This window comes from Geobacillus sp. GHH01, assembly GCF_000336445.1.
Classification (GTDB): Bacteria; Bacillota; Bacilli; order Bacillales; family Anoxybacillaceae; genus Geobacillus; species Geobacillus zalihae.
The window spans coordinates 2,005,016-2,019,553 of the sequence record NC_020210.1; the positions used below are offsets into that span (position 1 = coordinate 2,005,016).

11 protein-coding genes and 1 CRISPR repeat array (1 of these 12 running past the window's edge) are annotated in these 14,538 nt (G+C 50.5%); of the genes, 1 reads left to right on the forward strand and 10 read right to left on the reverse strand.

Annotated features, from left to right (window positions below):
• Positions 1 to 19 precede the first annotated feature (19 nt).
• From urtE to GHH_RS09860, 9 genes are all read right to left on the reverse strand, one after another.
• Complete coding sequence (gene urtE, locus GHH_RS09820; protein WP_015375020.1) at positions 20 to 721, reverse strand: urea ABC transporter ATP-binding subunit UrtE; 702 nt, start codon at positions 719 to 721, stop codon at positions 20 to 22.
• Positions 700 to 1,464, reverse strand: coding sequence for an urea ABC transporter ATP-binding protein UrtD (gene urtD / locus GHH_RS09825; protein WP_015375021.1), 765 nt, complete (start codon positions 1,462 to 1,464; stop codon positions 700 to 702). Before urtD ends, urtE begins: the two co-directional genes overlap by 22 nt.
• The gene (urtC, locus tag GHH_RS09830; protein WP_041470712.1) at positions 1,439 to 2,497 is read right to left on the reverse strand and encodes an urea ABC transporter permease subunit UrtC; all 1,059 of its coding nucleotides are present in this window, start codon (positions 2,495 to 2,497) and stop codon (positions 1,439 to 1,441) included. The genes urtD and urtC overlap by 26 nt, the downstream gene beginning before the upstream one ends.
• Before the next feature lie 11 nt (positions 2,498 to 2,508).
• Positions 2,509 to 3,402: an urea ABC transporter permease subunit UrtB gene (gene urtB / locus GHH_RS09835; protein ID WP_015375023.1), complete on the reverse strand. Its 894-nt coding sequence runs from the start codon at positions 3,400 to 3,402 to the stop codon at positions 2,509 to 2,511.
• A 61-nt stretch (positions 3,403 to 3,463) separates the two neighbouring features.
• Positions 3,464 to 4,720 (reverse strand): urea ABC transporter substrate-binding protein, encoded by a 1,257-nt coding sequence (urtA, locus tag GHH_RS09840; RefSeq protein WP_033005789.1) that lies wholly within the window; start codon positions 4,718 to 4,720, stop codon positions 3,464 to 3,466.
• 289 nt (positions 4,721 to 5,009) lie between these two features.
• A complete protein-coding gene (locus tag GHH_RS09845; RefSeq protein ID WP_015375025.1) occupies positions 5,010 to 6,407 on the reverse strand; it encodes a methyl-accepting chemotaxis protein in 1,398 nt (465 codons plus the stop codon).
• 117 nt (positions 6,408 to 6,524) lie between these two features.
• Entirely contained in the window at positions 6,525 to 7,874 is a 1,350-nt protein-coding gene (locus GHH_RS09850; protein WP_015375026.1) for a GntP family permease, read from the reverse strand.
• Between the two features lie 134 nt (positions 7,875 to 8,008).
• Entirely contained in the window at positions 8,009 to 9,553 is a 1,545-nt protein-coding gene (gene gntK / locus GHH_RS09855; protein ID WP_015375027.1) for a gluconokinase, read from the reverse strand.
• Positions 9,554 to 9,570: 17 nt separating this feature from the next.
• Positions 9,571 to 10,587: a LacI family DNA-binding transcriptional regulator gene (locus tag GHH_RS09860; protein WP_015375028.1), complete on the reverse strand. Its 1,017-nt coding sequence runs from the start codon at positions 10,585 to 10,587 to the stop codon at positions 9,571 to 9,573.
• A gap of 424 nt (positions 10,588 to 11,011) precedes the next feature.
• On the opposite strand from GHH_RS09860, the gene GHH_RS09865 reads away from it, so the two are divergent.
• Positions 11,012 to 11,890, forward strand: coding sequence for an IS982 family transposase (locus tag GHH_RS09865; protein ID WP_011230510.1), 879 nt, complete (start codon positions 11,012 to 11,014; stop codon positions 11,888 to 11,890).
• Between the two features lie 700 nt (positions 11,891 to 12,590).
• Here GHH_RS09865 and GHH_RS09870 read toward each other — a convergent pair.
• Positions 12,591 to 13,493, reverse strand: coding sequence for an Rpn family recombination-promoting nuclease/putative transposase (locus GHH_RS09870; RefSeq protein WP_033005793.1), 903 nt, complete (start codon positions 13,491 to 13,493; stop codon positions 12,591 to 12,593).
• Between the two features lie 307 nt (positions 13,494 to 13,800).
• Positions 13,801 to 14,538: direct repeats of the CRISPR family, unit length 30 nt; unit sequence GTTTCAATCCCTCATAGGTACGATAAAAAC; it runs 25 nt beyond the window's last position.

A 14,538-nucleotide genomic window follows, 5' to 3' on the forward strand; every position in this document is an offset into this window, starting at 1 on the left:
TAACACCGCTGTCTGCTGCTTAAACAGCAAGAAATGATTGAATATAATTCAAATCAGCCCCATCGACATCCCCTTTCGCCACGACAGCGCCGCGATCCAAAATATAGAAACGATCGGCACAAGAAAACGCCAGCTCCACGTTATGTTCGACCAATATGATGCCAACCTGCTTTTCTTTGGCAATTTTCATAATCGCATCATGAATCAACGCAACGATCGAGGGCTGAATGCCTTCCATCGGTTCATCAAGCAAGAGCAGTTTCGGCCGGCCGGCCAACGCGCGGGCAATGGCCAGCTGTTGCTGCTGTCCGCCGCTTAAATCCCCTCCCTTTCGCTGGCGCATCTCTTTTAAGACTGGAAATAATGCATACATTTCCTCAAGGATCGGCTGAGGACGGACTTTTTCGGCCTGCGCTTCCAGCCCGAGAAGAATATTTTCCTCCACCGTCAACGCCGAAAAAATTTCCCTCCCTTGCGGCACATAGCCGATCCCCGCTCGCGCCCGCCGCTCCGGCGGCCATCGCGTGATATCTTCCCCCTCCCATTCGATGACGCCTGACATCGGGCGAATCAACCCGATGATCGTTTTCATCAACGTCGTTTTTCCGACCCCGTTTCTGCCCAACACCGCCGTCACCCGACCAAGAGGAACATCCATGTCAACATGATCGAGCACCACACTTCCGTCATAGCCAGCCGTTACATCCCGGAGGCGCAGCACGCGTTTTTCCCCCTTCCAAGGTACACATCGATCACTTGTTCGTTTTGCTGCACTTCATCCATCGATCCTTCGCACAATACTTTTCCTTCATGCATGACTGTCACTTGTTTGGAATAGCGGCGGACAAAGTCCATATCATGCTCGACAATAATGACCGCACAATGTTCGGCCATTTCATGGAGCCATTCCCCCGTGCGCTCCCGCTCCGCCGCACTCATGCCGGCGATCGGCTCATCCAATAGGAGGAGCTGCGGACGCTGAATGAGCTGCATGCCGATTTCCAACCACTGCTTTTGGCCATGAGACAGTGAGCCCGCTAAGCGATGACGTTCATCGAGCAATCCAATTTTCTCTAGCTGTGCTGCCATCATTTCTTTCTCTTCTCCAGTCAACTTCGCCCGCAAAACGGAACGCAGACGCCGATCTTGTCGCATGGCTAACTCCATATTTTCCCATACCGTCAAAAACGGAAAAATGGAAGGGCTTTGAAACTTCCGGGCGATCCCTATTTGCACGATCTCGTATTCCGGCCGTTGCGTGATGTCATGGGAGAAAAACAGCACCCGCCCGTCCGTCGCTCTCGTCCGCCCGCAAATGACATCGAGCAGCGTCGTTTTTCCCGCTCCGTTCGGGCCGATCAAAAACCGCACTTCATGAGGGTAAACCGCGAGATCAACACCTTGCAAAGCACGAAATCCATCGAAGTCAACGACGACGTCACGACACATCAACACGGGCTTCACGTTCATGCCCCCTTTTTGCTTTGATGCGAACGGCAGCGAGCGATTCATAAATGCCCGCCAATCCCTTCGGAACAAACAGCACAACAACGACAAACAAGGCGCCTAACAAAAGCAGCCATAGATCTGGATAATTTTCGCTTAAAAAGCTTTTCGCCGTGTTCATGACGATCGCGCCCATAATCGCGCCCATGAGCGAGTGGCGTCCGCCGACAGCAGCCCATAACACCATTTCAATCGAAGGAATAATCCCCATCATCTCCGGGGAAATGAGCCCGACTTGCAGGACAAACAACGCCCCAGCCACCCCGGCAAAGGCGGCTGACAAACTATACACAAACACTTTATAGACGGTCGGATTGAATCCTAAAAAACGAACCCGGTTTTCCGCGTCGCGAATCGCGATAAGCACCTTCCCCAACCGTCCGGACGTCAAGCGGCGCGCCGCGACGAAAATAAGAGCGAGACAGGCCGTTGTCAGCCAATACAAAACAATTTGCGTGAGCGGCGATGACAACGAAAAGCCGAACACGGTCGAAAAATTGGTCAAGCCGTTCGTTCCTCCTGTCCATTCTTGCTTGCCGATAAACAACGTAACAAACACGACAACAACCGCCTGGGAAAGGAGAGAAAAATAGACACCTTTAATCCGATTTTTAAACGTTAAATAGCTTAATAGCGCAGCGAGCAACGTAGGAAGAGCGATCGCGGCGGCGATGGCCACCATAGGATGCGCAAACGGCTTCCAAAACCACGGCAGTTCGCGCACGCCGCTCCATTCCATAAAATCAGGCAAATGCCCTCGCGAAGCTTCGAGCTTCAAATACATCGCCATGCAATAAGCACCCAATCCAAAATACACCCCATGGCCGAGGCTCAAAATGCCGGTATATCCCCAAATGAGAGAAATGCCGACCGCCACGATGGCAAAGCAAAGAAATTTGCCAAGCAAAGACAGGCGAAACTCCGTTAAATAAAATGGCGCCAAAAACAAAGCAACGAAAAACAGCCAGTATCCCCAACGTTTGTTCACGATGCTTCCTCCCCTCAATCGAGCGACCGCGTTCTCAAGCTAAGAAGACCGGACGGTTTCCATTGCAAGAACGCAATAATGAGAACGAACACAATGACTTTGGCGATGGTGGCGCTTGTGGAATATTCGACAAAGGTGGAGATTAAGCCGAGGCCAAACGCTCCTAGCAGCGTCCCAGCCAGTTTTCCCACTCCTCCTAAAATGACGACCATAAATGCATCAACAATATAGTACGTGCCGATCGTCGGCCCAATCGGCCCAAGCAAGGTCAACGCACATCCCGCCACCCCCGCCAATCCTGAACCGATCGCAAACGAGTATGCATCAACTTTCTGCGTGGCAATGCCGAGACAGGCCGCCATCGGCCGGTTCATGGTGACAGCCTGAATGCGTCGGCCAGCTCTTGTTCTCGTTAAATACATATAAAGAAAGAACACGATCGCCAATACAAGACAGAGAATAAACAACCGTTTATACGGAAACACCGCCCCAAACAAGCGGATTCCACCATCCAGCCAGCTTGGCGGCACAACCGCCACGTTGGGCGCCCCAAAGATGAGGCGGGCCGTCTGTTGCAAAATCAAACTGATCCCCCATGTCGCCAACAAACTGTCCAGCGGGCGGTGGTACAAATGGCGGATCAAGCTTTTTTCCAACCCCCACCCAAACAAGGCAGCGATGAGAAACGACGACGGAATGGCAATGACAAAGTACATCCCCGCTGATTGCGGCGCATGATGGGCAAAGATTTGTTGAATGACGTAGGTTGTGTACGCTCCGACCATCATCAGTTCACCGTGCGCCATATTGATGACGCCCATCAATCCAAAGGTGATCGCCAACCCAATGGCGATCAAAAGCAAAATCGAACCGACGCTCAGCCCGTTGAATAATTGGTCAATAAGCATCGCCGTCCCCCTTTCATGTCCGCTGGGCGAGAAGGAAGGACATGCCTTCCTCCCCATGCAACTATTCACTTAATCCTTTCGCCCATGGGTAGCTCTTTAAATACGGATCTGGCTTCACCGGCTGGCCGGAATTCCATAACTCTTTGAATTGTCCGTCCGCTTGGATTTCGCCAATGCGCACCGTTTTCCATAAATGCTGCGTTTCCCCGTCAATTTTCACCGTTCCTTCCGGCGCCTTGTATTCAAGGCCGGCCGCCGCTTTTTTCACTTGATCCACATCAAAGGAACCGGCTTTTTTCACCGCTTCGGCCCATAAATGAACGGCCGTATACGCCGCTTCAATCGGGTCATCAGTCACGCGGTCTTGCCCGTACTTTTCTTTATACTTTTGTACAAATGCCTTATTCTCCGGTGTATCGGTCGTCTGGAAATAGTTCCACACAGCCAAATGACCAGCCAACACATCCGGCCCGATCCCGCGGATTTCTTCTTCCGCGATACTGACGGACATCACCGTCACATCTTTCGGTGTGATGCCAGCGTCTTTCAACTGTTTGAAAAAGGCGACATTGCTATCGCCGTTGAGCGTATTGAAGACGACAGCCGGTTTCACTTGTTTGATTTTGCTGATAATGGTGCTATAATCGGTATGGCCGAGCGGCGTATATTCTTCCCCGACCACTTGCCCACCTTCGGCCTTCAACTGGGCCTTGATGATTTTGTTCGCTGTCCGCGGAAAGACGTAATCCGATCCAAGCAAGAAAAACGTCTTGCCGCGGTTTTTCAAGAGCCAGCTGACCGCCGGAACGATTTGTTGATTCGTCGTCGCCCCGGTGTAAAAGATGTTCGGAGACGACTCCATCCCTTCATATTGCACCGGATACCAAAGCAGCCCATTGTTTTGCTCCACAACCGGAAGCATCGCTTTGCGGCTCGCCGATGTCCAACCGCCAAAAATGGCGGCCACTTGATCTTTTTGCAGCAGTTTTTTCGCCTTTTCGGCAAACGTCGGCCAGTCCGACGCCCCATCTTCCACAACCGGTTCAATCTTCTTGCCGAGCAGCCCGCCCGATGCATTGATTTCCTCGATCGCCATTAACTCGGCATCGCGCAGCGACACTTCACTGATGGCCATCGTTCCGCTTAACGAGTGCAGGATTCCTACTTTGACCACATCCCCTTCTTTTCCAGCCGAAGATGAATCATTTTGATTCTCGTTTTTGGCTTGATCCACTGCTGATGACGCCGCACATCCCCCAAGAGCAAAAACACTGACGCATAAAAGCAGCCATAATTTCCACATGAATGCTGGTTTCATTCGCACACCCTTCCCCCTATTCATTTGAAACATCGATGAATTCCTGCCCCTCGTTCATCTAAAAGAGCGCATCCCTCCCTTGTTCCTCAAAAGCGATGCATGTTCTCCACGTTGAGGATTTGTTCTTGATTAGCAGTATAAGGCCCACGTTTCACGGACTCAACATATTTGTCATATTTTATTACATATTTTTGTTATATTTATTATCAATCATCTTCCGACCAATCAGCCAGGTCGAAAAACAAAACATGCCCCAAAAAGGCACACATGCGCCTTTTTGGGGCGTCTTTCATTTCGAAAGCGCCAAATCCGCTCCGATGACTCCGACAATTTGACCGTTATGATCCCTAATGGGAGCGGACACCGTGACGCAAAGATGTTTCGTCAATGCCGATACATACGGATCGGAAACATACACTGTTCCTCTACAAGCTTCCTGAAACCACGACCGGACTTTGGCGTTGACCAAGCCCGCCGGCGGATTCGAATAGACAAACGCCCCATCAAGACGATTCGACCAGACAGCCTCAATCTCTCCATTCTCAGATAAAAATCGATCCAGCACGCGTTGATGCATGGCCTCATCCATTTGTTCCAACGGAGCTGACTGAAGCAAAGCCGATAGTTTCTGAATCGTGTTTTTCACGACCGCATCATCGACAGAAATCGTTTCTCTCATCCAATCACGTCCGACCGTTTGTTGCAGCTCCTCCGCTGTCTTTTGCAGCGCTTCATTAATGCGCAAAATCTGTTCGACGCTTTCATGCTGTTCGTTCATATCCGCCGTCACTCGCTCGACAAACCGTTGATTTTCCCGGCTCAATTGCACGATTTCTTCTAGGAGAACGGCGATTTCTTTCACGCTGTCCGACTGCCCAGACGCTGACCGGACAGAAGAGGAGACGAGGTCCGTCATATCATTCAGCTGTCGCTGCAGCAAATGAAGGAACGACATAATCGCTTCCATTTCTTTCTCTTCGACATCGATTTGCTTTGTTTCTTCGCGAACGATATCGGTTGTCGCTGCGATTTCGCGTTGAATAAGGGACAAAATATCCTGTGTTTGCTGGACAGCTTCCGACGTTTGATTCGCCAACATGCCGATCTCGCGCGCGACGACCGCAAACCCGCGCCCGTGTTCTCCCGCACGGGCTGCTTCAATATTGGCATTGAGCGACAAAATTTTCGTTTTCTGCGAAATATCGCCGATCGCCGATATAATTTCATTGATGCGTCGCGAATGATGAACGAGATGGTCCATTTGTTTCAACAACGTTTCATGATGGGAGCGCAATGCTCGAATTTCCTTTTGCAACGTTTCTAATGAATTCCATGAATGCAGCCATTGTTCAGAAAACTGCCGGCTGCTCGCATACATATCACGCGAAGATGCAGCGATTTCCCTAGCCGCCTCCTCGATTGTTCGCATTTTGTTCGCCACTTTTTCCGTATACTCCACCGTTTTCTCGCTATGGTCCATCAGCTCTGCCGCACTATTCCGGCTTGAATCGGAAATGTCATTCAGCGAAAGTGCCGCCATCTTCATCTGTTCCATCGCTGCTTTGAGCTGATCAACCGCCACAACAATTTGCCTTGCAATTTGTTGCGGTCCTCCCTGCGTTTCCTCACGTCGAGGCTGATCCAGTTCGCGCTTTATTTTTCGTTCCGCACGTCTCGCAAAAATCAACAGGCGTCACTCCTTATGTCATTTTTTATTACATAATTATAATATAAGATATAACAAAAGAACATATAAAAATAAGACGCCCGTTCTTCTAAAAACGAGCGTCTTGCCTGGAAAAGGCTAGAGAACCATATTCAACAACAAAATGAAGACAAACGCCACCACCGAAATAATCGTTTCCATGACTGTCCATGTCATGAGCGTTTCTTTCACCGTCATGCCGAAATACTCCTTGATCATCCAGAAGCCGGAGTCATTGACGTGCGACAAGATCAACGAACCCGCGCCGGTCGCCAAGACAAGCAGTTCCATATTCGTTCCCGGCATGGTGGCGGCAATCGGCGCGACGATGCCGGCAGCGGTCATCATTGACACAGTCGCTGACCCGGTCGCTACGCGGATGAGCGCCGCAATGCCCCAGCCTAACAGGAGCGGAGACAAGTGCGAGTGTTTCGCCACTTCCGCGATTTGTTCGCCGATGCCGGAATCAAGCAGCACTTTGTTGAATGCGCCGCCCGCCCCGATGACAAGCAAGATGTTCGCGACCGGACCGAGGCAGTCGTTGGCGAATTTCAGCACGGCATCGCGGTTGAAGCCGCGGGCGTAGCCAAGGCTGAAGAACGAATAAACCGTCGCGATCAAGAGCGCGACAATGGGGTCGCCGATAAAACGCAGCACTTTCGCTGCTTCCGACTTTTGATCAAGCGTGACATTGGCGATGGAAGCAACCAACATCAAAATGACCGGAAGCAAAATCGTGAACAGCGTATTGCCAAAGCCAGGAAGCTCACGTGCTTCTTTATGCTGCACAAGCTGTTCGGCAATCTCCGCCGGCACTGTTTTGTGCAGGCGCGAACCGATCCATTTGCCATACAGCGGACCGGCAATAATGGCGGTCGGCAAGCCGACGATGATCGAGTAAAGAATCGTTTTTCCGACATCCGCCTTAAAAATGCCGACTGCCGCCATCGCCGCCGGGTGCGGCGGGACAAGGCCGTGAACGACCGATAAGCCAGCGACAAGCGGAATGCCGATCGTGACCAATGAAATGCCCGTTTCCATCGCAATCGTAAAGACAAGCGGAATAAGCAAGACGAATCCGACTTGGAAAAAGACCGGAATGCCGACTAAAAAGGCGACGACCATCATCGCCCAATGGACGCGTTTTTGGCCAAAGCGGTCGATCAACGTTTTCGCAATGCGCTCGGCGCCGCCTGATTCGGCCATCATTTTGCCGAGCATCGTCCCGAGCGCCAAGACGATCGCCAAAAAGCCGAGCGTGTTGCCAAGCCCCGCCTTGATCGAGTCAATAATGCCCGGCGTTTCCGGAGACGGCGCGATAAGCGGCATGCCCATCGCCAGCCCGACGCCGACGGACACTAAAATGAGTGCGACAAACGGATGCATTTTCGCCATAGTAATGAGCAATAATAACACGATAATAGCAGCAACAACAATGGCGATTTCCATCACAAGCTCCCCCTTTATCTTTGAGATAAATCGATTTAGTGAACAAAGCAAACGTTTTCAGTTCTTTGAAGGCAAGGGCTAAATCGATTTAGCGCCCGATCATAGCCAGCTAAATCGATTTAGTCTTCCTCCCTTTACCCACTCCGCCGCTGAAACGCAGCGATGATGTCAAATTCCTCTTTCAATCGCTCATACAAGCGGGCATACAAATCAAACAGTTCAGCGTAAATGAGCGTATGTTCTTCCTTCGGCTCATGGCGGGCCGTTGTGTCGATCCACGTTTTCACCGTTTCGAGCGACGGCAGCTCGCCTAACGCGTAAAGCGCCACGGCAGCCGCCCCTAGCGCCGACGCCTCGTGCGTCTGCGGCACGATGAGCGGTTTGCCGAGCATATCAGAAAGCATTTGCCGCCAAAACGGCGATTTGGCGAATCCTCCTGAGACGCGGATTTCCGACATCGGCCCCGTGACGTCGCGAATGGCCAAAGCGACAGACAAAATGCTGAAGCAGACGCCTTCCATGACAGCACGGATGAAATGCTCGCGCTTATGATGAAGGCCAAGGCCAAAAAACGTCCCACGCGCATTCGCATTCCAGTACGGCGCCCGCTCGCCCGACAAAAACGGCAAAAACACAAGCCCTTCCGCCCCCGGCGGGACGCGTTCCGCGTATTTCGTCAACAAGTCATACGGATCCATGCCGAGCTTTTTCGCCACTTCCCGCTCGTGGGCGCCGAACTCGTCGCGCAGCCAGCGAAGCAAAATGCCGCCGTTGTTCGTCGGTCCGCCGACGACCCAATAGCCGGGCGTCAACGCATAACAAAACGTCCGCCCTTTTTCATCGGTCGTCGGTTTTGCCGCAATCGTCCGCACCGCCCCGCTCGTTCCGATCGTGATGGCCGCTTCACCTGGGAGCACCGCCCCGACGCCGACGTTGGCGAGCACGCCGTCGCTCGCCCCGATGACAACAGGCACATCCGAAGCGACTCCCATTTTTTCCGCCCATTCTCTTTTCATCCCAGTCATGATATGCGTGGCGGGAACGAGCCGCGGCAGCTGGTCGCGGCGGATGCCGACAAGGGCGAGCGCCTCCTCGTCCCAATCGAGCGTGTCCAATCGGAATAAACCCGTCGCCGATGCCATGGAATGGTCAGCGACATAGTCGCCATACAGACGGTGCAACACGTAATCTTTCACCGACACAAACCGCCGTGCTTGCTGAAATACGTCCGGCTGCTCTTCCTTGAGCCAAAGCAATTTCGATAGCGGCGACATCGGATGGATCGGAGTCCCCGTCCGCCGGTAAATGGCAAGCCCGTTTTGCTCTTTCAACAGCCGCTCCGTTTGAGCCACGCTTCGGTTGTCCGCCCAAATGAGGAGGCAGGTGAGCGGCCGGCCCGACTCGTCAAGCGCCATAATCGAGTGCATCGCCGCGCTCAAGCCCATCGCTTTCACCTGCTCTGGGCGGATGCCGTGGCGAATCGTCACCGCCCCCACTGCCTGAACGACCGCCGCGAACAGTTCATCCGGATCCTGCTCGGCAAACCCCGGATGCGGCTGGATGATCGGATAGTCGACGGCGTGAGAAGCCAGCACCTTCCCCCGCCCGTCAAACACGACCGCTTTCGTACTTGTCGTCCCAATATCAATCCCAATGACGACGTCCCCGTGAATCGCCATCGTTTCTCCTCCCTTCTTCATGCCTTCCCCCGCCTGATCGATGTCCGTTCCATCAATGTCGGGGAGAAACGAAATACGCGCGGACCGTCGGCTTTTTTCGCTTTCATTTGTTCAAACACGCGCTCGGCTGCTTTTTTCCCCATCGCAAACGTCGGCTGGGCGATGGTTGTCAGCGCCGGCGTGTAAATGTCGGCAAACGGCACATCATCGATGTTGATGATCGCCACCTCATCCGGCACACGAACCCCTGCGTCTTTCACAAACCGCAAAACCCCCATCAACGTCAAGTCGTTGATCGCAAACAAGGCATTAGGCCGCTCCGGTTCCACGAACCGCTTCTTCAGCTCCCTAGGCAGCGCGTCCGGATCAGCGGCGATGATGTTCCCATCTTCAACGTCCAGTCCTCTTTTGCGCATGGCCGCCCGAAACCCTTCCAACCGCTCCATCCGCGGCACGTTGTAAGGGACAAGCGGAGGGGTGACAATAGCGATGCGCCGATAACCGTTGGAAGCGAAATAATCGACTGCCATCTCCGCGGCAGCGAAGTTATCCAGAAGCACGCTGTCCGCCTCCACTCCCGGCACCATCCGGTCGACAAAGACGAGCGGAAACCGTTCCTCGACAAGACGGCGGTAGACGTCCTCGTTCTTTCCTGTCGGAAACACGATCAGCCCGTCCACTTGCTTCGCCAGCAGCGTATCGACATATGTTTTCTCCTTGTCCGGATCATCGCCGGAATTGCAGACAATGACTTGAAACCCGCGCTTTTGGCATTCCTCTTCAACGGCGTGCAGCACTTGCGTTGTCATCATATGAAGCATATTAAAAACAATCACGCCAATGGTCGCTGTCGTCTTTTGCTTCAAACTGCGGGCGATGATGTTCGGCTGATACCCAAGCTCTTCGATCGCCTCGGCGATGCGTTTTCTCGTCTCCTCGCTCATATACTCATAGCGCTTATTTAAGTATTGTGACACCGTACTTTTCGAAACGTTGGCCAATTTCGCGACATCGGCCATCGTTACTTTTTTCAAAAGGGATCCCTCTCTCGCACTAAATCGATTTAGTTCAAAAGCGTTTTCATAAACCGGTTTAGCTTTATTATAAACCAAGTGAAAGCGGTTTACAATAGTTTTTGTTTGAAATCTAAAAAAATCAATGAATGGTATACGGCCGTGACAGCTTGCCGATCGAGTGATGTCATTCCGCCCGAATGGATCGCGCCAAACGGCTTCATAGATTGTACTTTCATTTTGCACTAAGCAATGCATTGATTCATTTTTATGAACAAATACCTATTTTTAATATGGTCATAAAATTCCTTCTTTTCCAAATTTCCAATAAAATTATATAGAAGACCCGTGGTGCTAGATAAACTCAAACAAGCATAAAAATAGCCCTTGCATGAGGATCCCCTTAAAATGAAAGTGCAACCAACCATTAAAAAGGAGGATCCCTATGCAAGAGCACTTTCATTTTACTACAGATCGGGCCAAGATTCAAAAGCAATATGCCGCCATTTTCGTTTTTGTTTCTGCTCAACTTTCATGCATTCAGGTGCATCTTCATCGTCGAAATCGCCATTTGGTCAAGCAAGAGGACGCTGTCATCATCGCCATTCATCTTTTAGGAAAGCTGCTCGGTTTTACTTCTGAACGGGCGTGGCATCGTTTTGTCACGGGAAATTTGTTCACAAACGGCTCGTTTCTCGAACGTTCCCGGTATAACCGCCGCTGCCGGGCGCTTGGCTTCGCTATCAAATGGATCCGCCATGAGCTGGCAAAACGTGGCCAACATCATGCCTATGCCGTCGTGGACAGCTTGCCGCTCCCATTGTGCCATACGGCAAGAATGCATCGCGTCAAACGGTTTCAAGAGATCGCCGACATCGGGTATTGCGCTTCCAAAAAGCAATGGTACTACGGGTTGAAGCTGCACCTTCAAGTGACCGATCAAGGGCTGCCAATGGGGTATGTGGTGACGGAAGCATCTTGCCACGATCGAATCGCAGCCGAAAGCGTGATGACCCAAATTCCCCACCCGTATAACTTTGGGGACAAAGGATTCATTAGCCGTGACTTGCAAAAAAGGCTGTACGAAGAATACCAAATGGCGCTTTGGACTCCGTCTCGAAAAAACCAGAAACATCGTGCGTCTGAGACATGGGAGCAGTGGATCCAACAAAAACGCAAAGTGATCGAGACGGTGTTCTCGGTTCTGGTTGACCACTATCGCATCACGGGGATCCGAGCCAATTCGATTATCGGATTTGAAGTGGCACTAGACGGTATATTGTTAGCTTATTCCCTGGTTACACTTGGGCTAGTTGAGCGCTAAAGCTCAACTAGCACCACGGGTATAGAAGATCGTTGAAAAATGCACACTCTAAGACAGGGATTTAGGAGGTCTTATACCGAAAAAGAAACATTTCTAGGAGGCTAGTGAAAAACAACCGATTTCGCTGAATCAGTTGCTTTTGGATGAACGAAAAGCGTTGATTTTAAAGGATTTCTCAATTTGAGAAGGAAATCCGTTTTCTGCGACTTTTCACTAAATCACCAGCCTTCTAGAGGAGAGTGATTTTTTTGAGGAAAATTTTTATGATCCTGTCGTTTGTTTTAGTATTTTCTACATTATCGTTTGGCGTTTCTGAAACATCTGTGAAAGCCGCAGAAGAACATAATGAGTTTATTAGAGCTTCACAAGCACAATTGTATACCGATACCAATTAACAAAAAGGAGAATGGGACATGCTGACTACCATGACGTCTATTTTAGGCTACCTTTTTATAGGTGTCGTTATTTTAGCTGTTTTTATGGTTTTTAAATTCGTGAGAAAACGGTAAAAAATTAGAAGACTGATCATAAAAGAAAAACGCCGTTCATAAATCGAAAAAGTTCCCAAAACACGGCGTTTCCAAAAACCTCCCCTGGGAACGAAACGTCCGAAGGCTCTAACAAGACGGCCGCCGCCCTTTATGAGGGATTTGACGCCATTGCGGGCGGCGACGTTCGCTCCAGCCAGAGAGCATCCGACTTACTTCTTCACCTTTTCAATCGTCTCGACCGGCAGCCCAGTCAGTTCGTGAATCGTGTCGACATCGTACCCTTTCGCCAGCATTCTCTTCACCACGTCGAGCTTCCCTTCCTCGATCCCTTGTTGGCGTCCTTGCTTCATCCCCTGTTCGATTCCTTGTTGGATTCCCTTTTCCATCCCCCGCTGTTCGTATGAGACGATGAGTTCCATCACACGCTTTGCTTCCTTCGTTTCCATTTGGCTCACCTCGTTTCGCAGTTTCGCTTCCTCCTCTTCGGATAGCCGCAAATACGTCTCGAAAAAACCGAACAACAGCCGCTGTTTCGCTTCATCCAGCTCGAGGCGGACGAGCATGCGCAAAAATTCCTTTTTCACGTCGACTTTCTCATCTTCATTATACCCCATTTTGCTTAGCAAGGCAGCGGCGACGGGGTTGTCATGACGGATGTACGCGCGCCACGGCAGTTTGCATAGCTCCACCGTCAAAAAGTGGAAGTCGAGAACGGTCAAAAACGGAAACTGCATGACCAATGAGGAAGGTTCGTCGTATTGTTCGTCATAGCTGAAGATGGCGATCGGGAGAATGCGGCGGCGGTATTTTTGAAACAAGCGGCTGAAGTAGAGGAACATTCGCTCGGGGAAGGTCCGCTGGGTGTAGCTTTGATGCTCGACATGGACAATGACGAGCCCGTCTTCCCCTTTTACCTTTGTTTCGACCAACAAGTCGACGCGGTGCTTCTCTCCGGCCGTCACATCGGTGAACAGTTCCTCGGAGAGGAAAGAGAGATGGTGAACGTCAATGTACTCGTACACATCGGGAAAGAAAAGGAGCAAAAACTCCTCAAAAAATGTCGACAGCAGCTCTTTGAACAACCGGTCATGATCGATTCGCTTCCTAGCCACGTTTTCCCTCCCGGCAATGTCGGATTCACCGTACTGTATTCGCCCTTCGCGGCCGAACTCCTCCTTATCCCTCCCACGTTTTTTGGCATGCGCCATTTCGCATTCGTCCTTTTCCTATAAGGGTGGTGATGTAGTGAAAAAACCGCGAAAAACACTATTTTCTCAAGTGGATAAGTCTTTTAAAACTAGGCCTTCTCTCGCGCCCCAAAACGCTGATTACGCGAAAGCCACCGTTTTTCACCGGTCTTCTATGTCGAGCGGTAAAACAAGCTGAACTCAGCAGTGGTTCAGCTGTGGCAGGGAGATAGGTTCAATCCCTCATAGGTACGATAAAAACACAATAATCAGTTCAAAATCTTCTTCGGTTTGATTGTTTCAATCCCTCATAGGTACGATAAAAACGGAGGAATTACAACGGCAAGCCGCTTTACTTGCTTTCTGTTTCAATCCCTCATAGGTACGATAAAAACAACGGTAGCAACGGAACTCGATATGGCGGTTGTAGCGTTTCAATCCCTCATAGGTACGATAAAAACATGTCGAGGAAGAGATTAGAACTATTAAAAACGCAAGTTTCAATCCCTCATAGGTACGATAAAAACAGAGGTTGGAAAGCCTCGAAATGTATCTGAAAGATATGTTTCAATCCCTCATAGGTACGATAAAAACACTGCATTTTGTTCTGTCGCTACTGTCTGATTCATAGTTTCAATCCCTCATAGGTACGATAAAAACAAATGACGTTATGAAATCACTTGAAAAGCAGGGATTAGCGTTTCAATCCCTCATAGGTACGATAAAAACTTGAAGAATTGATCAAGGAGGTGGAATCACGACTAGCAGTTTCAATCCCTCATAGGTACGATAAAAACGTCTTTTCATCCCTGCTAAAAATAGAACATCGTTAGTTTCAATCCCTCATAGGTACGATAAAAACAAAAATATAGATGTCATTCCGCATGACGATGTGTTGTTTCAATCCCTCATAGGTACGATAAAAACGTAAAAGAAATCGTAAACTGGATGGTCTGTGATAAAGAGTTTC

Coding starts and splice junctions, on each gene's coding strand:
- urtB (WP_015375023.1), bottom strand. CDS start 3,402: ATGCTTATTGACCAATTATTCAACGGGCTGAGCGTCGGTTCGATTTTG.
- GHH_RS09850 (WP_015375026.1), bottom strand. CDS start 7,874: ATGGAAATCGCCATTGTTGTTGCTGCTATTATCGTGTTATTATTGCTC.
- gntK (WP_015375027.1), bottom strand. CDS start 9,553: ATGGCGATTCACGGGGACGTCGTCATTGGGATTGATATTGGGACGACA.
- urtA (WP_033005789.1), bottom strand. CDS start 4,720: ATGAAACCAGCATTCATGTGGAAATTATGGCTGCTTTTATGCGTCAGT.
- GHH_RS09865 (WP_011230510.1), top strand. CDS start 11,012: ATGCAAGAGCACTTTCATTTTACTACAGATCGGGCCAAGATTCAAAAG.